This is a genomic window from Isoptericola sp. NPDC055063 (assembly GCF_053608125.1).
Window position 1 is genome coordinate 1 of record NZ_JBSGUW010000014.1, and the last position, 21,089, is coordinate 21,089.

The window sequence follows — 21,089 nt, forward strand, 5'->3', positions numbered from 1 at the left end:
ACCCGGTCCAGGGTGCGGGCGTAGTCCACCAGCGCCTCGCCCGTGGCCTGATACCGGGAGTGGGCGCGGCGGATCTCGCTGATGGTGTCTTCCTTGGTCTCCATCAACGCGTCCACGGCCTGGGAGATCGTCCCGGCGACGTCCAACCGGGACATCGCGCCGGCCGCGTCGTCGATCGAGCCGGCGACCTCGAGGTAGTCCTGCCCCCCGGAGAGGACGAGTACCGGGTCCCCGGGCGTGGGGTCGGCGTCCAGGCCGACCGGTGACCAGTCCGCCGGCCTCACCGGGCCACCTCGCCCGCGACGACGTGCCGTCGCACGTCCAGGCCCATGTCCAGGTACACGTCCAGGTCCCCCCGCAGGTCAGCCACCGGTTCTCACCCTGTCTTGCCCCGGAAGAGAGTAACGAGGGGGGCGGTTTGTGACCACGGCAACACACCCCGGCGCCCGACGCGCCGTCGGCCGCCGGAAAACGGCGGACGGGGCCGGGGGTGCAGCGACTAAACTCGCCACGTCGCCCTGAGAGGGCGCGACGGCCGCCCCGGCCGGGCACCGGGACGGCGGCACCACCCGCCCACCACCCGTCACGAAAGGACCCCTCCGTGCTCCGCACCCACACGGCCGGCTCACTGCGGGCCGAGCACATCGGCCAGACCGTCACCCTCACGGGGTGGGTCGATCGCCGCCGGGATCACGGAGGAGTGGCCTTCATCGACCTGCGCGACGCCTCGGGCATCTCCCAGGTCGTCATCCGGGACGAGTCCGTGGCCCACCCGCTGCGCTCCGAGTTCGTGCTGCAGGTGACCGGTGAGGTCGGCCGCCGCCCCGAGGGCAACGCGAACCCGAACCTCGCCACGGGCGAGATCGAGGTCGTGGCCAAGGAGGTCGTGGTCCTCAACGAGTCGGCCGCGCTGCCGTTCCAGGTCTCCACGGCCCTGGCCGACACGGAGACGATCGGCGAGGAGGCGCGTCTCAAGCACCGCTACCTCGACATCCGCCGCCCGAGCCAGGCGCACGCCCTGCGGCTGCGGTCGAAGGCGAACCAGGCGGCCCGCCGCGTGCTCGACGAGCACGACTTCGTCGAGGTGGAGACGCCCACCCTGACCCGTTCGACGCCCGAGGGTGCCCGCGACTTCCTCGTCCCGGCCCGCCTCGCGCCGGGGAGCTGGTACGCCCTCCCGCAGAGCCCGCAGCTGTTCAAGCAGCTCCTCATGGTCGGCGGCCTCGAGCGCTACTACCAGATCGCCCGCTGCTACCGCGACGAGGACTTCCGCGCCGACCGCCAGCCCGAGTTCACCCAGCTGGACGTCGAGCTGAGCTTCGTCGACCAGGACGACGTCATCGCGCTGGCTGAGCAGATCCTCGTCGCGCTGTGGAAGCTGATCGACGTCGAGATCCCGACGCCGATCGCCCGTATGACGTTCGCCGACGCCATGCGCCTGTACGGCACGGACAAGCCCGACCTGCGTTTCGGCAACCCGCTCGTCGAGCTCACGGACTACTTCGCCGCCACGCCGTTCCGCGTCTTCCAGGCGGAGTACGTGGGCGCCGTCGTCATGGCCGGGGGCGCCTCGCAGCCGCGCCGCCAGTTCGACGCCTGGCAGGAGTGGGCCAAGCAGCGTGGCGCCAAGGGCCTCGCGTACGTCACGTACGGCGAGGACGGCACTCTGGGCGGCCCGGTCGCCAAGAACCTGTCCGACGCCGAGCGTGAGGGCCTCGCCGCCGCCACCGGCGCGCAGCCGGGCGACGCCGTGTTCTTCGCGGCCGGCAAGACCTCGGAGGCCCGCGCGCTGCTCGGCGCCGCCCGCATCGAGATCGCGCACCGCACCGGCCAGGTCGACGAGGACGCGTGGGCGTTCGTCTGGGTCGTGGACGCGCCGCTGTTCAAGCCGACCGGTGAGGACGACGACGTCGACCTCGGCCACTCCGCCTGGACCGCCGTGCACCACGCGTTCACGTCGCCGAAGCCCGAGTGGATCGACACGTTCGAGCAGGACCCGGGCAACGCCCTGGCCTACGCCTACGACATCGTCTGCAACGGCAACGAGATCGGCGGCGGCTCGATCCGTATCCACCGCCGCGACGTGCAGGAGCGGGTCTTCGACGTCATGGGCATCGGCCCGGCCGAGGCGCAGGAGAAGTTCGGCTTCCTGCTCGACGCGTTCAAGTTCGGCGCCCCGCCGCACGGCGGGATCGCGTTCGGCTGGGACCGCATCGTCGCCCTGCTGACGAAGTCGCCGTCGATCCGCGACGTCATCGCGTTCCCGAAGTCGGGCGGGGGCTACGACCCGCTGACCGACGCCCCGGCCCCGATCACGCCGGAGCAGCGCAAGGAGGCCGGCGTGGACGCCGCCCCGCAGGACGAGCCGCCGGCCGCGGGGGAGTGACCAGCACCCTCGACGGGCACGCGCTCGCCCCGGTCACGGAGGTGGCCGGGGCGAGCCTGCCTGCGCGCTGGGCGCAGCACCCCGTCGTCGTCGCCGAGGCCGCCCACGGCGGGTGGGACGCCAGCCACTCCTGGTCCGACGGCGACGCCCTCCTGGTCCGCCTGCGCTGGCGCGAGCGGATCGACGGCGGCCGCCCGTTCGCCGTCGACCATGCGCCCACGGGCGTGAGCGTCCTGGGCGTGGGCGACCCCGCCGGCGCGGCGCGCCTCGTGCTGGCCGCGGAGGCGGAGCTGGCCGCCGTCGGCGGGCTGGGCCCGGTGGTGCGGGCGTCGATGCCGCGCGGCACGCACGCCGCGCTGTCCGGCCACGGCGGGGCGGTGCCGCCGCCGTTCGACCGCGCCCCGTTCGACGCCTGGGACTGGATGTGCGCGACGGCCCCGCCTCCGGCCCCGCCTCCGGCGCAGCCCGGCGAGGACCGCGTCGCCGAGCTGACGAGCGCCGAGGAGCGGGCCGAGGCGGCCGCGTGCCTGGCGGTCGCGAACCCCGGCGGCGAGCTTCCCGTCGACGAACCTCGCTCCCGCTGGTGGGGCTGGCGCGACGACGACGGCGTGGTGCGGGGCGTCGCGGGCGCGTCGCGCCGCGTCCCGGGCCGTCCCTGGACCCTCGGGTCGATCGGGACCGACCCCGCGTGGCGCGGGCGGGGGATCGCGGCCGCGGTCACGGGCGCCGCCACCCGGGCCGGGCTCGCCGAGTCCCCGATGGTCACCCTCGGCGTCTACGCCCACAACGCCGCCGCGCGGCGGCTCTACCTGCGGCTGGGCTTCGACCTCGTCCAGGAGTTCGAGAGCTCCCGGCCCTGATACGCCGGCCAGGTTCACCCCCGCGGGCCGGTGCGCCTGGGCCCGGCGGGGAGGAGCATGGACGAGGCGGGCCGCCGCCGGAGCCCGAGGCCGACGGCCGGCGCCGGTCCGCGGAGGCGACCGCTCGGGGGCGACCATGACCATCATCAGGACCGTGGAGCCGGACGACGCCACCGGCGCCCTGGCGGAGGTCTACGCCGAGGACGTCGCGGCGCTCGGCTACGTGCCGAGCCACACGCGCGTCATGGCCGTGGACCTGGAGGCCTACCTGGCCTTCGAAGGGCTCGCGCGCGCCGTCGCCCGCGGCCTCGGACCGCGGCTGTACGAGCTGGTGACCCTGGCGGCCGCCAAGGCGCTGCGGTCCGAGGCCTGCCTCCTGGCGCACGGTCGCCGCAGCCGTCAGCTGTTCGACGACGCCCAGCTCGCACGGATCGCGCGCGACCACCACGACGCCGGGCTGACGGACGCCGAGGTCGCGGCCATGGACCTCGCCGCGCGCCTGAGCACCGACGCGGTGGCGGTCACCGAGGCCGAGACGCGGCGGCTGCGCGACGCGGGCCTCACGGACCGGCAGATCGTCGACGTGGCCCTGGCCGCCGGGCTGCGCAACTACTACTCGCGCTCGCTGCAGGCGCTCGCCGTGCCGCCGGACGTGCCGCCCGACCTCCCCGACGCGCTGCGTCAGGCCCTGCTCGACGGCGGAGCCCCGGGCCCGGCGGTTGCGAGGCCGGCAGGCGCCCGCTCGGCGGCGTCGGCGAGGTAGCCGTCGGGGCGCACCAGCAGCGTCGCGGGCCGGCCGTCGTCACGCCGCACGACGACGCGCTCGCCCGGGTCGACCTCGCCCGGAGCGGGCGGGAGGGCGGCCGGCGCGCCGCTCGCCGGGCCCACGAGGACGAACCTGCCCGCGCGCAGCGCCTCCGCCAGGCGTGTCCCGGCGGGCCCGGGAGCCAGTGGGAGGTCGGGCACCCGGCGGCCCGCCGCGGGGTGGGCGCCCGCAGGGGCCGGGTACCTGACCCCGAGCGCCGAGACGGTGGCCGCCGCACGTCGGCGGGCGGGTGCCACGCGCGCGAGCGCCGTCGCCAGGACCGCGCGCGCCGCGGCCGCCGCAGGCCCGGGCCGCGTGGCCAGGCGCAGCAGGGCGCCGCTCGTGGTCAGCACCTGCCTGCCCACCGGGTACCGCTCGTCGGTGTAGCCGTCGAGCACCTGCGGGTCGACGCCGCGCACCACGGCGGCGAGCCGCCACGACAGGTTCGCGGCGTCCTGCAGGCCGGTGTTCATGCCGAGCCCGCCGGCGGGGCTGTGGCAGTGGGCGGCGTCGCCCGCCAGCAGGACGCGGTCGGCGCGGTACCGGGTGGCCTGGCGCTCGTCGGCCGCGAACCGGGTGGCGAAGCGCAGCTCGTGCATCCCGAGGTCGTCCCCGAGGGTCGCGCGCGCGACGGCGCGGACCTCGTCCAGGCCGACGTCGCCACCCACGCCACCGCCGGTGTCGCTCGGGTCGAGCTCCTCGTCCCAGCCGATGAACCGGTACCAGCCGCCGCCGAAGGGCGCGAGGAAGCCCAGGGAGCCGCCCGCGGAGGCGACGGTGAGGACGTCGTGGGGCGGGCGCGCCACGCGGACGTCCGCCAGCACCATGGCGCGGATCACCGTCTCCCCGGGGAACGCGATGCCCGCGGCCCGGCGCACCGTCGAGCGCACGCCGTCCGTGCCGACCACCCACGGCGCGCGCACGGTCGTCGGGCCGTCCGGGCCCGTTGCGGCGAGGGTGACGCCGTCGTCGTCCTGGGCGAGGCCGGTGACCTCCACGTCATGCCGGAAGCGGACCCCCGCGGCCTCCGCGCGCCGGCGCAGCAGGCGCTCCACCTCGTACTGCGGCGTGACGAGGACGAACGGGAACCGGCCCGGGAGGGCGTCAAGGCGGACGTCCACCCGGCCGAAGACGCGCAGCCCGCGCACCACCCGGCCGGTGGTCAGGAGCTCGTCGACCAGCCCGCGCGCGTCCAGTGCCTCGAGGCTGCGCGCGTGCACCGCGAACGCGCGGGTGAGGTTGCTCAGCCCCGCCGGTCGCTTCTCGAGCACGGTCACCCGCACTCCTGCGACGGCGAGGTCGCCCGCCAGGAGGAGGCCGGTCGGCCCCGCCCCGACGACGACCACGTCCGCCCCGTCCGTCTCCGGCCCGGTGCCGTCGTCGACCGTCATGCCTCCACCCTAGGCACGAGGCCACCCGCGGACGGGGGCGTGGGTGAGGCTCCGTAGGCTGGGGGCATGGACCTGTTCGACGCCGCGCTCACCGGCACCCGCGGCACGCCGGCGACCGGGCGCACCGGCCCGAGCGCCCCCTTGGCCGTGCGGATGCGGCCCGCCACGCTCGACGAGGTCGCGGGCCAGGGGCACCTCCTCGTGGCGGGCTCGCCGCTGCGCCGGCTCGTGGAGCCCGACGACGAGTCGGCGCGCCGCGCCGCGCCCGGGTCGGTGATCCTGTGGGGCCCGCCGGGGGTCGGCAAGACCACCCTGGCGTACCTGGTCGCGACGTCGTCCGGCCGCCGCTTCGTCGAGCTGTCGGCCGTCACCGCGGGCGTCAAGGAGGTGCGGCAGGTCGTCGAGGACGCCCGCCGCCGACTCGCCACGGGTGGCGAGGAGACAGTGCTCTTCATCGACGAGGTGCACCGCTTCTCCAAGACCCAGCAGGACGCGCTGCTGCCCAGCGTCGAGAACCGCTGGGTCACGCTGGTCGCCGCCACCACGGAGAACCCGTCGTTCTCCGTGAACTCCCCGCTGCTGAGCCGCTCCCTGCTGCTCACCCTCAAGCCGCTGACCGCGGACGACGTGCGCGCCCTCGTGCGCCGCGCCGTCGAGGACGAGCGCGGCCTCGGCGGCGCGGTCGCCCTCGCGGCCGACGCCGAGGACCAGCTCGTGCGGATGGCGGGCGGCGACGCGCGCAAGGCGCTCACCATCCTCGAGGCGGCCGCCGGAGCGGCCCTGGCCGACGCGGACCCGGCCCGCGCCGCGGACGCCGCCGTCCCCGTCGACCTGGACACCGTCGAGCGCGCCGTCGACGTCGCCGCCGTGCGTTACGACCGCGACGGCGACCAGCACTACGACGTCGTCTCCGCGTTCATCAAGTCCATCCGCGGGTCCGATGTCGACGCCTCCCTGCACTACCTGGCCCGGATGGTCGCCGCGGGGGAGGACCCGCGGTTCATCGCCCGCCGGCTGGTCATCTCGGCCGCCGAGGACGTCGGCATGGCCGACCCCTCCGCCCTGCAGACCGCCGTGGCCGCCGCGCAGGCCGTCCAGCTCATCGGGATGCCCGAGGGGCGCATCGTCCTGGCGGAGGCCGTCGTGCACCTCGCGACCGCGCCCAAGTCGAACGCCGCGTACCTCGGCGTCGACGCGGCGCTCGCGGACGTCCGGGCGGGCAAGGCCGGCGTGGTCCCGCCGCACCTGCGCGACGCGCACTACGCGGGCGCCGAGGGCCTCGGCCACGGCAAGGGCTACCGGTACGCGCACGACGCGCCGCACGCCGTCGCGGCGCAGCAGTACCTCCCGGACGAGCTCGCGGGGCGGCGCTACTACGCGCCGAGCGACCGCGGCTTCGAGAAGCAGGTCACCGACCGGCTGGCGCGGATCCGGGAGATCCTCGACGGCGCCTGACCGGCCGGCGACCGCGTGTTCAGGCCCGTGTCAGGCCGGCGTCACGCCGCCTCGAGCTCGATGAGGGTGTCCGCCATCGTCCGGTAGACCTCGTCCCACGCGGCCGCGACCTCGGGGGTCACCGCGTCGCCCAGCACGTGGACGATCGCGGCGAACAGGTGCTCGTGCACGACCTCGTACTGCGCCGGCTCCACGCCCACCGCGCGGTGTCGGCGGGCGACGGGAGCGAGCACCTCGCGGGGGTCGGCCTCCTCGTCGGCGACGAGGAGGGCCGCGCACGACGCGATGGCCGCCGCGAGGGCGCGCTGCTGGGTGCCGTCGGCGAGGCGCTCGGGGGAGAACATCGCACCGAGCAGCCCCGGGTGCTCCTCCAGCAGCGTGCGGTAGAAGACGGTCGTGATCTCGTCGATCGACTCCTCGACCACGGGCAGGGTGGAGCGGACGACCTCGGCGGAGCGGGAGGAGAGCGCGGTGGGGACGGTCATCGGGGGGACTCCTTCGGGCGGTGTCGCCGGCGTTCGCGCCGGGCGGGCACAGTCAACCGTCACCGGCCCACGGCGGCAAGACCCCGGCCGCGGATGCGATAAGATGCTGCGGTTGCCGATTCGGCGACCGCCTGGGACCTCGGCCCCGTGAGCACCCCGCCACCGCGGACTTCTCGTCATCGCGAGCTTCGCGCCACCGCGCAGGGCGTTCCATCGGCTGGTCCCGCACCCGACCTTCCCCTCGCGGGGACGCGGGTGTGACCTCATCCATCACCACAGGACAGGAAGCAACCAGTGACCGCTGTCACCAAGTCGCGCCGCCAGGTCCGCCTGAGCCGCAAGCTCGGCCTCGCGCTGACCCCGAAGGCCGTCCGCCACTTCGAGAAGCGCCCCTACCCCCCGGGCGAGCACGGCCGCGCCCGCCGCCGTACCGAGTCGGACTACGCGGTCCGCCTCCGCGAGAAGCAGCGCCTGCGCGCCCAGTACGCGCTGCGCGAGAAGCAGCTCGTCAAGGTCTACGAGACCGCCCGCAAGCACCCGGGCCTGACCGGTGAGGTCATGGTCGAGGACCTCGAGACGCGTCTCGACGCCCTCGTGCTGCGTGCCGGCTTCGGCCGCACCATCCTGCAGGCCCGCCAGGCCGTGACGCACCGTCACATCCTGGTGGACGGCAAGATCGTCGACCGTCCGTCGTTCCGTGTGAAGCCGGGCCAGACCATCCAGGTCAAGCCGAAGTCGCAGACCACGACGCCGTTCCAGGTCGCCGCCGCCGGTGCCCACCGCGACGTGCTGCCGGCCGTCCCGGGCTACCTCGACGTGAACCTCGAGAAGCTGTCGGCCACGCTGACCCGCAAGCCGAAGCGCGCCGAGGTCCCCGTGACCTGCGAGGTCCAGCTCGTGGTCGAGTTCTACGCGCGCTGATCTTTCGCGTGCGCTGCTCGCGCAGCGCAGCCGAGAGCGCTGCAGCGCAGGACGCCCCGTCACCCGCCGTCGCGGGGGGCGGGGCGTCCGCCGTTCTCGAGCGGTCGCCCGGGATAGGGTGACGACCGACCGAATGACGCCTGTGCGAGGAGAGATCTGATGTCGATGGGTGACGTGGCCGGGCTCATCGCGGCCGTCGCGTTCGTGCTGCTCGTGGGGCTGCTCGCGATCCCGCTGGTGAAGCTGGGGCGCGTGCTCGACGAGGCGACGCGCTCCATCCGCGAGGTCACCGAGCACTCCGTGCCGATCCTCGACGAGGCGGCCACCACGGTGGCCTCGACCAACGACCAGCTGGTCAAGGTGGACACGATCACGACGTCGGCCGCGCAGGTGAGCGAGAACGTGTCGGCGCTGGCCGGCCTGTACGCCTCCACGCTGGGCCGCCCGCTGGTGAAGGTCGCGGCGTTCTCCTACGGCGTGCGCCAGGCGTTCGCGGGCGCGTCCCGGGCGAGCCGCGGCTCGTCGAAGGCGGACCGCTGATGCGCCGGCTGTTCTGGGTCGGGGTCGGCGTCGTCGTCACGGTCGTCGTCGTCCGCCAGGGCCGCAAGCTGATCGTGCGGTACACCCCGGAGGCGGTCGTGGACCGCGCCGAGCGGGCCGCGCAGGACGCCGGGCAGCGGGCGGAGACGTTCGTCGCGACGTTCCGCCGCGAGTTCACGCAGGCGCGCACCGCGCGCGAGGCCGAGCTCACGGCGGCGCTGCTCGCCGAGGGGCAGCCGGACCCGGACGACGTGCGCGCCAGCGGGCTGCGCCCCGCGGACCTGCGTGGCGGCGCCCCGGGGCGGGCCCGGCACGCGGCCGCCGACCCGGACGCGGAGATCGCCGCCGACGAGGCCGACCTCGGCTACTCGTTCTGACCCGCACCCCGACCCGAGCATCGACTCGAGCACAGACCCGCACCGCCCGCCCCGGCCCCGCCCGGAGAAATCCCGTTCCGACCACCCGGCGTCGCGCGGGACAATAGGGGACGGCCCGCCCGCGAGGGCGGGCGCGACACCCGCCACCACGACCGTCACCAGCCGTCACCGGCTCGACACACCTTCGAAGGACACCATGCGCACCGCCGAGATCCGCAAGCGTTGGCTCGACTACTTCGAGTCCCAGGGGCACGCCATCGTGCCGAGCGCCCCCCTGGTCTCGCCGGACCCGTCGATCCTGTTCACGATCGCCGGCATGGTGCCGTTCATCCCGTACATCCTCGGCACCGAGCCGGCGCCGTGGCCCCGCGTGGCCAGCGTGCAGAAGTGCATCCGCACCAACGACATCGAGAACGTGGGCCGCACCACGCGGCACGGCACGTTCTTCCAGATGAACGGCAACTTCTCGTTCGGGGACTACTTCAAGCGCGAGGCGATCGACTTCGCGTGGGAGCTGCTCACGTCCGGGCAGGACAAGGGCGGCTACGGGCTCGACGGCGACCGGCTGTGGGTCACGATCTGGGAGCAGGACGCCGAGGCGTACGAGGCGCTGACGAAGGGCGTCGGGCTGGACCCGAAGCACGTCGTGCGGCTGCCGCGCGAGGAGAACTTCTGGGACACGGGCCAGCCCGGCCCGGCCGGCCCCTGCGCCGAGTGGCACTACGACCGCGGGCCCGCGTACGGCCCGGACGCCGTGGGCGGCACCGTGGACCCGGGCGGCGACCGCTACCTGGAGATCTGGAACCTCGTCTTCGACGAGTTCGTGCGCGGCGAGGGCCAGGGCAAGAACTACCCGCTGCTGGGCGAGCTCGAGCACAAGAGCATCGACACGGGCGCGGGCCTGGAGCGCATCGCGTACCTCCTGCAGGGCAAGGAGAACCTCTACGAGATCGACGAGGTCTTCCCCGTCATCTCCCGCGTGGAGGAGCTGACCGGCAAGCGCTACGGCGCCGACCCCGAGGACGACGTGCGGATGCGCGTGGTCGCGGACCACGTCCGTTCCTCCCTCATGGTGATCGGCGACGGCGTGCGCCCCTCGAACGAGGGCCGCGGCTACGTGCTGCGCCGCCTCATCCGCCGCGCCGTGCGCGCGGTGCGCCTGCTCGGCGTCGACGAGGTCGCGCTGCCCTCGCTGCTGCCGGTCTCGAAGGACGCCATGAAGGCCTCCTACCCGGAGCTGGAGGCGGAGTTCGGCCGCATCAGCGACGTCGCGTACGCGGAGGAGGACGCCTTCCGCCGCACGCTGGCGCAGGGCACGACCATCCTCGACACGGCCGTGGGTCGTGCGAAGTCGTCTGCGGACGGGACCACTCCCGTGCTCGGCGGCGCCGAGGCGTTCCAGCTGCACGACACGTACGGCTTCCCGATCGACCTCACCCTCGAGATGGCGGCCGAGCAGGGCGTCCAGGTGGACGAGAAGGCGTTCCGCGACCTCATGGCGGAGCAGAAGCAGCGCGCCCGCGCGGACGCGCTCGCGAAGAAGACCGGCCACGCCGACCTGCGCTCCTACGAGACGCTGAACAAGGAGCTTGCCGCGCCGGTCGAGTTCCTCGGCTACACCGACACCGAGGCCTCCGTGACCGTGGCGGGCCTGCTCGTCGACGGCGTCCCCGCGCCCGCCGCGACCGCCCCCGCCGACGTCGAGGTCGTGCTCGACCGCACCCCGTTCTACGCCGAGGCCGGCGGCCAGCTCGCCGACCAGGGCACCATCGTGCTCGACGGCGGCGCGACCATCGAGGTCGACGACGTGCAGCGCCCGGTCAAGGGGCTGTCGGTGCACCGCGGCCGCCTGGTCGAGGGCACGGTCGCGCTCGGCGACCCGGGCCTCGCGACGATCGACGTGACGCGCCGCGTCGCGATCAGCCGCGCCCACTCGGCCACGCACATGATCCACAAGGCGCTGCACGAGATGGTCGGCCCGGACCGCACCCAGGCCGGGTCCGAGAACGCCCCGAGCCGCGTGCGCTTCGACTTCCGGTCCCCGACGCCGGTGCCGTCGGACGCGCTCGGCGAGATCGAGGAGCGCGTGAACACGCGCCTGACCGAGAACCTCGAGGTCACCGACGCGACGATGCCGATCGCGCGCGCCCGCGAGCTGGGCGCCATGGCGCTGTTCGGCGAGAAGTACGGCGACACGGTGCGCGTGGTGTCCATCGGCGGCGACTGGTCGCGCGAGCTCTGCGGCGGCACGCACGTGAAGGCCACCGGCGAGGTGGGCCGCGTCGCGCTGCTCGGCGAGGCGTCCATCGGCTCCGGCGTGCGGCGCGTCGACGCCCTGGTCGGCGACGGTGCGTACGGCTTCCAGGCCAAGGAGCACGCCCTGGTGGGCCAGCTCACCGGTCTGCTGGGCGCGCGCCCGGACGAGCTGACCGACCGCGTGGGCTCGCTCCTGACCCGCCTCAAGGAGACGGAGAAGGAGCTCGCCGGGCTGCGCCAGGACCGCCTCCTCGCCGCGGCGGGCACGCTGGCCGGGCAGGCGGAGCGCGTCGGCGAGGTGCGGGTCGTCGCGCACGACGCCGGCGAGGTCGCCTCGGCCGACGACCTGCGCGCGCTCGCCCTCGACGTGCGCGGACGGCTCGGCGACGCCCAGCCGGTGCTCGTCGCCGTCGGCGGCGTCGCGGGCGGCAGGCCCCTGGTGGTCGTCGCCACGAACGCGGGCGCCCGCGAGGCCGGCCTGCGCGCCGGCGACTTCGTCAAGGCCGCGGCGGCCACGCTCGGCGGCGGCGGCGGCGGCAAGCCGGACCTCGCCCAGGGCGGCGGCACCGACCCGTCCGCGCTGCCGGGCGCCCTCGCCGGGGTGTCCGAGGGCGTCCGCGCGGCCCAGGCCACCGCGTGACGGTTCCGGCGTCGCCCGGGCAGGACGTGCCCCGCGGGCTCCCGCGGGGCGCGCGCCTCGGCGTCGACGTCGGCAAGGCCCGCATCGGCCTCGCCTCCAGCGACCCCGACGGGCTGGTCGCCACGCCCGTCGAGACCGTGCCGCGGGTGCTGGAGGTGCCGCGCGGCGCCGACGGCACGCCCGCGAGGACCCCGGACGTCGCCCGGATCGCCGCGGAGGCCGAGGACCGGTTCGCGGCGGTCGTGTACGTCGGTCTGCCCCGGCACCTGTCGGGCGCGGAGGGCGCCGCGACCGCCGACGCGCGGGAGTTCGCGGCACGGCTCGCCGCCGCCGTCGCGCCCGCCGAGGTGCGGCTGGTCGACGAGCGGATGACCACGGTGACCGCGCACGCGCAGCTGCGCTCCGCCGGGCGACGCACCAAGACACACCGGTCTGTCGTCGACCAGGCCGCAGCCGTTATCATTCTGCAATCTGCACTCGACGCGGAGCGGTCGGCCGGGGGGCGAGCCGGCGAGCTCGTCGAGCGGCGGACGCCGGGCGCCTGAGCAGCCCGGACAGCAGACCCACGTGCCCACCCCAGGCCCAGTCAGAAAGAAGTTCCCGGCGTGACGGACCTCTTCGAGCATCCCGCCCTGCAGGAGGCGCCCGCGGCACCCACGCGGCGCCGCTCGGCCGCCGGCCGACGGGCCGCCGCCAAGCGCAAGCGCCGCCGCCGCCAGCGCACCGCCGTGATCCTGGTGGTCGTGCTCGCGTTCGTGGGCGCCGGCGCCTACCTGCTGTGGGACCGGATGGACTCCCTCGTCGGCGACCTCCCCTTCATCGGCTCGCAGAACGAGGACTACCCGGGGCCGGGCGGTGACCCGGTCGAGGTCGTCATCCCCGAGGGCGCCACGGGCGGCAAGATGGGCGCCGTGCTGCTCGACGCCGGCGTGGTGGCGAGCGTCGGGGCGTTCAGCGACGCGTTCAGCCAGAACCCCGCCGCCGCGGGCATCCAGCCGGGCACCTACCAGCTGCAGGCCGAGATGAAGGCGTCCGACGCCGTCGCCGCACTGGTGAAGAACGAGAAGCTGCAGACCAACGTCACCATCCCCGAGGGGTACACGGTCGACCAGATCGTCGAGCGCGTCGCGTCCGTCACGACGATCACCAAGGACGACCTCGAGAAGGCGCTGAAGAAGCCCAAGTCGTTCGGGCTCCCGAAGTCGGCCGACGGCAACGCCGAGGGCTGGCTGTTCCCGAAGACCTACACGGTGCAGCCGGGCGACGACGCCACGACGCTCCTGACGGCGATGGTGAAGCAGACCACGAAGGAGCTCGAGCAGGCGGGCGTCGACCAGTCCGACTGGGAGTCCACGCTGATCAAGGCGTCGCTGGTCGAGCGCGAGGCGAAGCACGACGAGGACCGCCCGAAGATGGCGCGCGCGATCGAGAACCGCATCGACCAGGGCATGCCCCTCCAGATCGACGCGACCAGCGCGTACGGGCTGAAGAAGTCCGGCACCGAGCTGACCTACAACGACATCCACGATCCTGACGACCCGTACTCCACCTACGCCCACGTGGGCCTGCCGCCGACGCCGATCTCGAACCCGGGCGCGGCGTCGATCGAGGCGGTGGGGCACCCGGCGGACGGCGACTGGCTGTTCTGGGTGACGGTGAACCTCGACACGGGTGAGACGAAGTTCTCCTCGACGAACGCGCAGCACGAGAAGTACAAGGCCGAGCTGAAGAAGTGGCAAGCGGAGAACGCCGGCTGACATGACCGTCTCCCGACGAGCGGCGGTGCTGGGCCACCCCGTCGCGCACTCGCTCTCGCCCGTGCTGCACACCGCCGCCTACGACGCCCTCGGCCTGGAGGGCTGGGAGTACACCGCGATCGACACGACGGTCGAGGACCTGCCCGCGCTGGTGCGCGGGCTGGACCTCGGCTGGGCGGGCCTGAGCGTCACGATGCCGCTCAAGCACGCGGTGATGGACCTGGTCGACCACGTGGACCCGCTCGCGGTCGCCGTCGGCGCCGTGAACACCGTGCTGGTCGGGCCGGCGCAGTGCGGCGTGACGCTCACCGGCACCAACACGGACGTCTACGGCCTGGTCACCGCGCTGCGCGAGGGCCTCGCGGCCCAGGGCCGCGGCCCCGGGGCGGGCGCGGCGAGCGCCGTCGTCCTGGGCGGTGGCGCGACGGCGGCCTCCACGTTGGCCGCCCTCGGCGAGCTCGGCTGCACGTCCCCGCGCGTGCTGGTGCGCTCCCTCGGCCGCGCGGCCGCGCTGCAGGAGGCGGCCGCGCGGATGGGCGTGACGCCGCGCTTCGAGGTGCTCGACCCGCAGGCGTCGCTCGGGGCGCTGCGCGAGGCGGACGTCGTCGTCTCGACGATGCCGGCCTACGCGGCCGACCCGGTCGCGGCCGCGCTCTCGGCCCGGGGTGGCGCTCCGTCGGGCGTGCTGCTCGACGTCGTCTACGACCCGCGGCCCACCGCGCTCTCGGCGGCCTGGTCCGCCGCGGGCGGCACCGTGGTGGGTGGCGAGCGGATGCTGCTGCACCAGGCGGTGGAGCAGGTGCGCCTCATGACGGGCCGCACGGCCCCGGTCGCCGCGATGGCCGCCGCCCTCGCCGGGGCGCTGTCCGCGCCCGCGTCCGCACCCTGACCACCGCACCGACCCCCGCCGCGGGCGTGGAAGAATCGCAGGCATGCTGCGCTGGATGACGTCGGGGGAGTCGCACGGTCCGTCACTCGTCGGGGTGCTGGAAGGTCTGCCGGCGGGCGTCGAGCTCGTCACCGCGGACATCCAGGCGGCCCTGGCCCGTCGGCGGCTCGGGTACGGCCGCGGCGCCCGCATGAAGTTCGAGCAGGACGAGGTCCGCGTGCTCGGCGGGCTGCGCCACGGCGTCTCGCAGGGCGGTCCGCTCGCGTTCGAGATCGGCAACACCGAGTGGCCCAAGTGGACCGACGTGATGTCGCCCGACCCCGTGGACCGCGAGGCGCTCCTGGTGGACGCCGGCACGGGCGACGAGCGCGAGATCGCGCGCAACCGCCCCCTCACGCGCCCGCGCCCGGGCCACGCGGACCTGGTCGGGATGCGCAAGTACGGCTTCGACGACGCGCGCCCCGTGCTGGAGCGTGCCTCGGCTCGCGAGACCGCGACCCGGGTCGCGCTCGGCGTCGTCGCGGCGAGGTTCCTGGAGCAGGCGGTCGGGGTGCGGCTCGTGTCGCACGTCGTGGCGATCGGTCCCGTCGAGGTGCCCGAGGGCGCCGCGCTGCCCGCGCCGGGCGACGTCGCCGCGCTGGACGCCGACCCCGTGCGCTGCTTCGACGCCACGACGAGCGCGGCGATGGTCGCGGAGATCGACGAGTGCCGCAAGGACGGCGACACGCTCGGCGGCGTCGTCGAGGTGCTCGCCTACGACGTGCCCACCGGCCTCGGAAGCTACGTGCAGGGCGACCGCCGCCTCGACGCGCGCCTCGCCGGCGCCCTCATGGGCATCCAGGCGATCAAGGGCGTGGAGGTCGGGGACGGCTTCCGCACCGCGCGCCGCCGAGGGTCCGCCGCCCACGACGAGATCGAGCGCGGCGACGACGGCCACATCCACCGGCGCTCCAACCGCGCGGGCGGCATCGAGGGCGGCATGTCCAACGGCGAGGTCCTGCGGGTGCGTGCCGCGATGAAGCCGATCTCCACGGTGCCGCGCGCGCTCGCCACGGTCGACGTCGCCACCGGCGAGGCCGTCACGGCCCACCACCAGCGCTCCGACGTCTGCGCCGTCCCGCCCGCGGCCGTGGTCGCGGAGGCGATGGTGGCGCTCGAGCTCGCGCAGGCCGTCGTCGAGAAGTTCGGCGGCGACTCGGTCGCCGAGGTACGGCGCAACGCCGAGGCGTACCTCGCCTCGATCCCCGAGCTGCTGCGATGAGCGCCGGGGGCCACGGATCCAGCCCGGCTGCGGTCCTCATCGGCCCGCCCGGGAGCGGCAAGACCACGATCGGCCGGCTGCTCGCGCAGCGCCTGGGCGTCGCGTTCCGCGACACCGACGCGGACGTCGAGGAGGCCGCGGGCAAGGCCGTCGCCGACATCTTCGTCGACGACGGAGAGCCGCACTTCCGCGACCTGGAGCGCGAGGCCGTCACCACCGCGCTCGCCTGCCACCCGGGCGTCCTCGCGCTGGGCGGCGGCGCCGTCATGGACGAGCACACCCAGAGCGCCCTCGAGGGGTACGCCGCGGGCGGCGGCGTGGTCGTCTTCCTCGACGTCGCGCTCGCGCACGCCGCGCCCCGCGTCGGCTTCAACCAGTCCCGCCCGCTGCTGGTCGGCAACCCCCGCGCGCGGTGGGTCGAGCTGATGGCGCAGCGGCGGCCCACGTACGAGCGCCTCGCGACCGTGCACGTCGTCTCGGACGACCGGCCTCCGCAGGAGGTCGCGGCACAGGTGCACGCGGGCGTCACTTCGGCACAGGAGGTCCAGTCATGACGGTCCGCGTGACGGTGCAGGGCGACACGCCCTACGACGTCGTCGTCGGGCGACACCTGCTCGGCGAGCTGCCGACGATGCTCGGCGGCGACGTCCGCCGGGTGCTCGTCATGCACCCGGCGTCCCTGCAGGCGACCGGCGAGGCGGTCCGCGAGGACCTCGTGGCCCAGGGCTACGAGGCGTTCGCGGTCGAGCTGCCGGACGCCGAGGAGCAGAAGACCGCCCAGGTCGCCGCGTTCTGCTGGCAGGTGCTGGGTCAGGCCGACTTCACCCGGTCCGACGCGATCGTCTCCGTGGGCGGCGGCGCGACGACGGACCTCGCCGGGTTCGTCGCCGCCACGTGGCTGCGGGGCATCAAGGTCGTGCACGTGCCCACCACGCTGCTCGCGATGGTGGACGCCGCCGTCGGCGGCAAGACCGGCATCAACACCGCCGAGGGCAAGAACCTCGTGGGCGCGTTCCACCCGCCGGCCGGCGTGCTGTGCGACCTGGCGGCGCTCGAGTCGCTCGACAGGTGGGACCTCGTGGCGGGCATGGCGGAGGTCGTCAAGACCGGCTTCATCGCCGACCCGCGGATCCTCGAGCTCGTCGAGGAGCACGCCGACGAGCTCCGGGAGTGGAAGGGCGCCGACGCGACCGAGGAGACCTGGGCCGTGCTGACCGAGCTCATCGAGCGGTCGGTGCGCGTCAAGGCCCGCGTCGTGGGGGAGGACCTCACCGAGCAGGGCCTGCGGGAGATCCTCAACTACGGGCACACCCTGGGACACGCGATCGAGCTCACCGAGCGCTACCAGCTGCGGCACGGCGCGGCGGTCGCCGTCGGCATGGTCTTCGCGGCCGAGCTCGCCCGCCTGGGCGGCAAGCTCGACGACGCCGTCGTCGACCGGCACCGCGAGATCCTCACCTCCCTCGGCCTGCCCACCACCTACCGCGGGGACCGCTGGGACAAGCTCCTCGCGGCCATGCAGCGGGACAAGAAGACGCGCGGGACCCTGCTGCGCTTCATCGTGCTGGACGACGTCGCGAAGCCGACGCGCCTCGAGGGCCCGGACCCGACGCTGCTCGCCGCCGCGTACGCGGAGGTGTCGAAGGAGCCGCCGAGCGGCCGCCCGGGCGTGACGGTCCAGCTGGGCCTCTAGCCCGCGGTTCCGGCCCGCGCGGCGTCCCACGCGCGCACGACCTCCCGGCACGCCGGGAGGTCGTCGTCCGCGACCAGCAGCACCAGGCGGCCGTCGTGGTCGCTGTACAGGTGCTGCACCGTGACGCCCGCCCCGGCGAGGCGCCGCGCGAACGCGCCCATCTGCCCGGGGACGTCCTGCGCCAGGCGCGTCGTCACGACGTCGCGGACGACGGCGGCACCGAGCCCCGTGCCACCTAGCCCCGTGCGGGCGAGCGCCTCGAGCGCCCGGGGCCCGTCGTCGACGAGGAAGTGCGCCACCGCCCGGCCGCTCACCGTGGTCACGCCGCCGCCCTCCAGGCTGATGCCGCCGCGCCCGAGCGCCTCGCCGAGCTCCGCCAGCGCGTCGGGCCGGTCGGGCAGGGCCACCTCGAGGTCCTGCGGGGCGCGGACGTGCGACGGGATGCCGGGTGCCGGGGCGCCGGGTGCGGGGATGCCGTGTGCCGGGGTGCTCATGCCGCGACGGTAGCCCCGCGACGGTTCGGCGACCGCCGAACCGTCGTCGCCGTAGGGTCGCGGGTATGGACGGCGCCACGGGCAGGGATCGCGACTTCACCGGCGTGGGCAGGGCGCTCGCCGCGCCCGCGCGATCGGTGATGGTCGGCCTGCTCATGGACGGCACGGCCCGCCCGGCGGGCGAGCTGGCCCGCGCGGCCGGCGTCGGCGCGCCCACCGCCTCCGAGCACCTGGCCGTGCTCGTCGACGCCGGGCTGGTCGTGAGCCGCGCGCAGGGCCGGCACCGCTACTACGCGCTCGCCGGCCCGCACGTGGCCGACGCGCTCGAGGCCCTCGGCGCCCTGGCGGCACCGGCCCCGGTCTCGGGGTACCGCCGCAGCAGGGAGGCGGAGCGCCTGGCGGGCGCACGGTTCTGCTACGACCACCTCGCGGGCCGGCTCGGCGTGGGCCTCGCGGAGGCGTGGGTGGGCGCGGGCTGGCTCGACGGCCCCGAGGTGCTCGCGCTCACCGGAACCGGGGCCGACGGGCTGCGGCGCCTCGGCGTGGACGTGGACGGCGCGGTGGCCGCCCGGCGGCCGACGACTCGGGCCTGCCTCGACTGGACGGAACGGCGGGTGCACCTGGCCGGCGCGCTGGGCGCGGCCGTCGGCGCACGGTTCCTCGACGCGGGGTGGGTGGCCCGGTCGAGCGGCCGCGGGCTGCGGCTCACCGGGAGCGGGCAGGGCCTGGTGCGCGACGCGTGGGGTCTCGACCTCGCGACGGCGGGCAGCGCGGGGGTCGCGACGGCGGGCGCCGGGTCGGGCCGCGCCTGACGGCCGCCCCGCCTCAGGCCCACTGCCCGCGCTGGACGAGGACGCCGCGCAGGAGGTCGGCGCGGTCGGTGACCAGGCCGTCGACGCCCAGGTCCAGGAGGCGGTGCATCTCGGCGGGCGTGTTGATGGTCCAGACGTGCACCTGCCGGCCCGCGCGGTGGGCTGCCGCGACGGTCCGCGCGTCGATCACGGGCACCCGCCCCTCCGCGACGGGGACCTGCAGGGCGTGCACGTCGCGCAGCGCCCGCCGCACCAGCGGGTCCACCCGCAGCCGCGCGCCCGCGAGGAAGCCGATGACCTCGCGGCGGCCGGCGGACGTCGCCACGGGCCGTGAGAGACGGGCGAGCGTCGCGCGGCGGCGTCCTGCGTCGAACGACGTCACGCACACCCGGTCGTGGGAGGCCGTGCGCTCGATGGCCGCGGCGGTCGGCGCGATGCCGGAGTCCTCCTTGACGTCGATGTTGACGCGCAGGTCGGGCCACGTGCCCAGCACGTCGTCGAGCTGCGGCACGGGCTCGGTGCCGCCGATGCGGGCCCGGCGCACGACGGACCAGGGCAGGTCGGCCACGCGCCCGACGGCGTCGGTGGTGCGGTCGAGGGAGGCGTCGTGCAGCGCCACGGCGACGCCGTCGGCGGTGCCGTGCGCGTCCGTCTCGACGTACCGGAAGCCGAGGTCGACTGCGGCGGCGAACGCCGCGAGCGAGTTCTCCAGGTTCTCCTGGCCGTGCGAGAAGCCCCGGTGCGCGAGCGCGAGCACGGGCACGGGGGAGCCGTCCGGCCCGCGCGGGTCCAGGTACGGGTGCGGGGACGCGGGTCTCACGGGCACTCCTCCGGGTCGGGGCGGTGGACGTCGGGGCGGTGGACGTCGGGCCGGCGGGCCTCGATCCAGCTCAGCACGCCGTCGAGGTAGGCCTGCCGCGGCCCGTCGGCGGAGAGGGCGAGGTCGTGCACGCCGCCGGGCACGACGAGCGCGCGGACGTCGGGGCCGACCCGCGGGGTGAGGGCGGCGATCCGCGCGACGTCGAGCACGGTGTCCTGCGCGTCCAGGCGCGGGTTGTCCCGGCGGTCGGGGCCGGAGGCGTCGCTGCGCGCCACGAGGACCGGGCAGGGCACGGCGAGGCCGCGGGTCAGCCGCGCCTGGGCGCGGCTGACGGTGCGCAGCCAGCCCGCGCGCACCGGGAGCCCCTCGGGCCGTTTGAGGGAGGTGTCGAAGTCCCACCGCCCGCCGTGGTCGACGTGCTGGCGCTCCGCGTAGATCGACGGGTGGGCGCTGACCACGGCCAGCGGCCGCCGCCGGCCGAGGACCTCGAGCACGGTCGCGCGGCCGGCGTCCTGCAGGCGGGTGCCGCCCAGGGAGAAGAACGGCGAGTCCAGCACGAGCAGGTCCGGCCCGTCGTCGGGGTCGTCGCGCACGGCGTGGGTCCACAGCGCCGCGGTGAGGCCCCCGGTGGAGTGCGCGTGCACCACCAGCGGGTGGCCGGGCTCGAGCGCGCGCACGGCGCTCGCGGCGGCCGTGAGGTCGGCGCCGGGCTCGCGCAGGGACGCCGCGTAGTGCGGCGGCGCGACGGCTTCACCGGCGCCATCGGGCGCGCCGTCGAGCAGCGAGCGCCCCGCACGCCGGAGGTCGACGGCGAACAACGCGAGGCCCGCGTCCTCGAACGCCCGGGCGAGGTGGGCCTGGAAGAAGTAGTCGTTGTAGCCGTGCACGTGCAGCACGACGGCGCGCGGTGCGGCCGGGCGGGCGAGGGAGCGCACGAGCGTCGCGGGGCCGAGCGGTGCTTCCTCGAACGGTGCGCCGAGCAGCCGGTCGGTCCGCCAGTCGAGGTCGGCGCGGTGGTCGCGTGCCGTGTCCCGGATCATGTCCCGGCTCATGTCCCGGCCCGTGTCCCGTGGCGGGTTCCGGCGGGGCTCCGAGGCGGCGTGCACGGCGCGATCGTAGCCGCGGGCGTGCACGCGCGCGTCGTCGAACAGGTGGTTGCGCACACTCTCCACGCCCCGAACATGCACAACCCCCCTTTCCGTCCGACCGCCCACGGGGCCCCCCCCCCCCGGGAGCCCCCGTCCTGC

At 75.4% G+C, this 21,089-nt stretch carries 21 protein-coding genes; 15 read left to right on the forward strand and 6 right to left on the reverse strand.

What is annotated here, in order from left to right; all coding sequences use genetic code 11:
• A partial coding sequence (locus ACWF41_RS16730) for a hypothetical protein (protein ID WP_380321140.1) occupies window positions 1-284 on the reverse strand: 284 nt, incomplete at its 3' end.
• Window positions 285-601: 317 nt separating this feature from the next.
• Between ACWF41_RS16730 and aspS the strand changes: the two genes are divergently transcribed.
• The 3 genes from aspS (at window position 602) to ACWF41_RS16745 (ending at window position 4,009) form a co-directional block, all read left to right on the forward strand.
• Entirely contained in the window at window positions 602-2,386 is a 1,785-nt protein-coding gene (aspS, locus tag ACWF41_RS16735) for an aspartate--tRNA ligase (RefSeq protein WP_380321358.1), read from the forward strand.
• Window positions 2,383-3,246, forward strand: coding sequence for a GNAT family N-acetyltransferase (locus ACWF41_RS16740; RefSeq protein WP_380321355.1), 864 nt, complete (start codon window positions 2,383-2,385; stop codon window positions 3,244-3,246). The genes aspS and ACWF41_RS16740 overlap by 4 nt, the downstream gene beginning before the upstream one ends.
• Before the next feature lie 136 nt (window positions 3,247-3,382).
• Window positions 3,383-4,009: a carboxymuconolactone decarboxylase family protein gene (locus tag ACWF41_RS16745; RefSeq protein ID WP_380321352.1), complete on the forward strand. Its 627-nt coding sequence runs from the start codon at window positions 3,383-3,385 to the stop codon at window positions 4,007-4,009.
• On the opposite strand, the gene ACWF41_RS16750 is transcribed toward ACWF41_RS16745, so the two are convergent.
• Window positions 3,928-5,442: an FAD-dependent monooxygenase gene (locus ACWF41_RS16750; protein WP_380321349.1), complete on the reverse strand. Its 1,515-nt coding sequence runs from the start codon at window positions 5,440-5,442 to the stop codon at window positions 3,928-3,930. The two genes, ACWF41_RS16745 and ACWF41_RS16750, sit on opposite strands and share 82 nt — an antisense overlap.
• Window positions 5,443-5,508: 66 nt before the next feature.
• Here ACWF41_RS16750 and ACWF41_RS16755 point away from each other — a divergent pair, with 66 nt between their 5' ends.
• The gene (locus ACWF41_RS16755; RefSeq protein WP_380321346.1) at window positions 5,509-6,897 is read left to right on the forward strand and encodes a replication-associated recombination protein A; all 1,389 of its coding nucleotides are present in this window, start codon (window positions 5,509-5,511) and stop codon (window positions 6,895-6,897) included.
• 41 nt (window positions 6,898-6,938) lie between these two features.
• Here the strand turns inward: ACWF41_RS16755 and ACWF41_RS16760 are convergent, their stop codons facing one another.
• On the reverse strand, window positions 6,939-7,382 hold the full coding sequence (locus ACWF41_RS16760; protein WP_380321343.1) for a globin domain-containing protein: 444 nt from the start codon (window positions 7,380-7,382) through the stop codon (window positions 6,939-6,941).
• A gap of 294 nt (window positions 7,383-7,676) precedes the next feature.
• On the opposite strand from ACWF41_RS16760, the gene rpsD reads away from it, so the two are divergent.
• The 10 genes from rpsD (at window position 7,677) to aroB (ending at window position 17,716) form a co-directional block, all read left to right on the forward strand.
• Window positions 7,677-8,303, forward strand: a complete 627-nt coding sequence (gene rpsD, locus ACWF41_RS16765; RefSeq protein ID WP_380321340.1) for a 30S ribosomal protein S4 — start codon at window positions 7,677-7,679, stop codon at window positions 8,301-8,303.
• Window positions 8,304-8,462: 159 nt separating this feature from the next.
• Entirely contained in the window at window positions 8,463-8,843 is a 381-nt protein-coding gene (locus ACWF41_RS16770; RefSeq protein WP_380321337.1) for a DUF948 domain-containing protein, read from the forward strand.
• Window positions 8,843-9,220 carry a hypothetical protein gene (locus tag ACWF41_RS16775; protein WP_380321334.1) on the forward strand — a complete coding sequence of 126 codons (378 nt, stop codon included), beginning with the start codon at window positions 8,843-8,845 and terminating at the stop codon, window positions 9,218-9,220. Before ACWF41_RS16770 ends, ACWF41_RS16775 begins: the two co-directional genes overlap by 1 nt.
• A gap of 196 nt (window positions 9,221-9,416) precedes the next feature.
• A complete protein-coding gene (gene alaS, locus ACWF41_RS16780) occupies window positions 9,417-12,116 on the forward strand; it encodes an alanine--tRNA ligase (protein WP_380321331.1) in 2,700 nt (899 codons plus the stop codon).
• A complete protein-coding gene (gene ruvX / locus ACWF41_RS16785) occupies window positions 12,113-12,661 on the forward strand; it encodes a Holliday junction resolvase RuvX (RefSeq protein WP_380321328.1) in 549 nt (182 codons plus the stop codon). The genes alaS and ruvX overlap by 4 nt, the downstream gene beginning before the upstream one ends.
• A 60-nt stretch (window positions 12,662-12,721) precedes the next feature.
• The gene (gene mltG, locus ACWF41_RS16790) at window positions 12,722-13,873 is read left to right on the forward strand and encodes an endolytic transglycosylase MltG (protein WP_380321325.1); all 1,152 of its coding nucleotides are present in this window, start codon (window positions 12,722-12,724) and stop codon (window positions 13,871-13,873) included.
• Between the two features lies 1 nt (window position 13,874).
• A complete protein-coding gene (locus ACWF41_RS16795; protein ID WP_380321322.1) occupies window positions 13,875-14,762 on the forward strand; it encodes a shikimate dehydrogenase in 888 nt (295 codons plus the stop codon).
• A gap of 43 nt (window positions 14,763-14,805) precedes the next feature.
• The gene (gene aroC, locus ACWF41_RS16800; RefSeq protein ID WP_380321319.1) at window positions 14,806-16,023 is read left to right on the forward strand and encodes a chorismate synthase; all 1,218 of its coding nucleotides are present in this window, start codon (window positions 14,806-14,808) and stop codon (window positions 16,021-16,023) included.
• Complete coding sequence (locus tag ACWF41_RS16805; RefSeq protein WP_380321316.1) at window positions 16,020-16,577, forward strand: shikimate kinase; 558 nt, start codon at window positions 16,020-16,022, stop codon at window positions 16,575-16,577. Before aroC ends, ACWF41_RS16805 begins: the two co-directional genes overlap by 4 nt.
• Window positions 16,574-17,716, forward strand: coding sequence for a 3-dehydroquinate synthase (aroB, locus tag ACWF41_RS16810; RefSeq protein ID WP_380321313.1), 1,143 nt, complete (start codon window positions 16,574-16,576; stop codon window positions 17,714-17,716). The genes ACWF41_RS16805 and aroB overlap by 4 nt, the downstream gene beginning before the upstream one ends.
• Here aroB and ACWF41_RS16815 read toward each other — a convergent pair.
• On the reverse strand, window positions 17,713-18,210 hold the full coding sequence (locus tag ACWF41_RS16815; protein WP_380321310.1) for a hypothetical protein: 498 nt from the start codon (window positions 18,208-18,210) through the stop codon (window positions 17,713-17,715). The two genes, aroB and ACWF41_RS16815, sit on opposite strands and share 4 nt — an antisense overlap.
• Before the next feature lie 65 nt (window positions 18,211-18,275).
• On the opposite strand from ACWF41_RS16815, the gene ACWF41_RS16820 reads away from it, so the two are divergent.
• Window positions 18,276-19,022: an ArsR/SmtB family transcription factor gene (locus tag ACWF41_RS16820; protein ID WP_380321308.1), complete on the forward strand. Its 747-nt coding sequence runs from the start codon at window positions 18,276-18,278 to the stop codon at window positions 19,020-19,022.
• A gap of 13 nt (window positions 19,023-19,035) precedes the next feature.
• Here ACWF41_RS16820 and ACWF41_RS16825 read toward each other — a convergent pair whose 3' ends face one another.
• Together ACWF41_RS16825 and ACWF41_RS16830 are read right to left on the reverse strand one after the other, a co-directional pair.
• Window positions 19,036-19,842: a glycerophosphodiester phosphodiesterase gene (locus ACWF41_RS16825; protein ID WP_380321305.1), complete on the reverse strand. Its 807-nt coding sequence runs from the start codon at window positions 19,840-19,842 to the stop codon at window positions 19,036-19,038.
• Window positions 19,839-21,014 carry an alpha/beta hydrolase gene (locus ACWF41_RS16830; RefSeq protein WP_452182902.1) on the reverse strand — a complete coding sequence of 392 codons (1,176 nt, stop codon included), beginning with the start codon at window positions 21,012-21,014 and terminating at the stop codon, window positions 19,839-19,841. The genes ACWF41_RS16825 and ACWF41_RS16830 overlap by 4 nt, the downstream gene beginning before the upstream one ends.
• Between the last annotated feature and the right edge of the window lie 75 nt (window positions 21,015-21,089).

Bases quoted from the DNA above. Each gene is read 5' to 3' on its own strand.
- ACWF41_RS16745 (WP_380321352.1), top strand. From the start codon at position 3,383: ATGACCATCATCAGGACCGTGGAGCCGGACGACGCCACCGGCGCCCTG.
- ACWF41_RS16750 (WP_380321349.1), bottom strand. From the start codon at position 5,442: ATGACGGTCGACGACGGCACCGGGCCGGAGACGGACGGGGCGGACGTG.
- ACWF41_RS16755 (WP_380321346.1), top strand. From the start codon at position 5,509: ATGGACCTGTTCGACGCCGCGCTCACCGGCACCCGCGGCACGCCGGCG.
- ACWF41_RS16760 (WP_380321343.1), bottom strand. From the start codon at position 7,382: ATGACCGTCCCCACCGCGCTCTCCTCCCGCTCCGCCGAGGTCGTCCGC.
- ACWF41_RS16770 (WP_380321337.1), top strand. From the start codon at position 8,463: ATGTCGATGGGTGACGTGGCCGGGCTCATCGCGGCCGTCGCGTTCGTG.
- ACWF41_RS16775 (WP_380321334.1), top strand. From the start codon at position 8,843: ATGCGCCGGCTGTTCTGGGTCGGGGTCGGCGTCGTCGTCACGGTCGTC.
- alaS (WP_380321331.1), top strand. From the start codon at position 9,417: ATGCGCACCGCCGAGATCCGCAAGCGTTGGCTCGACTACTTCGAGTCC.
- ACWF41_RS16795 (WP_380321322.1), top strand. From the start codon at position 13,875: ATGACCGTCTCCCGACGAGCGGCGGTGCTGGGCCACCCCGTCGCGCAC.
- aroC (WP_380321319.1), top strand. From the start codon at position 14,806: ATGCTGCGCTGGATGACGTCGGGGGAGTCGCACGGTCCGTCACTCGTC.
- ACWF41_RS16805 (WP_380321316.1), top strand. From the start codon at position 16,020: ATGAGCGCCGGGGGCCACGGATCCAGCCCGGCTGCGGTCCTCATCGGC.
- aroB (WP_380321313.1), top strand. From the start codon at position 16,574: ATGACGGTCCGCGTGACGGTGCAGGGCGACACGCCCTACGACGTCGTC.
- ACWF41_RS16815 (WP_380321310.1), bottom strand. From the start codon at position 18,210: ATGAGCACCCCGGCACACGGCATCCCCGCACCCGGCGCCCCGGCACCC.
- ACWF41_RS16820 (WP_380321308.1), top strand. From the start codon at position 18,276: ATGGACGGCGCCACGGGCAGGGATCGCGACTTCACCGGCGTGGGCAGG.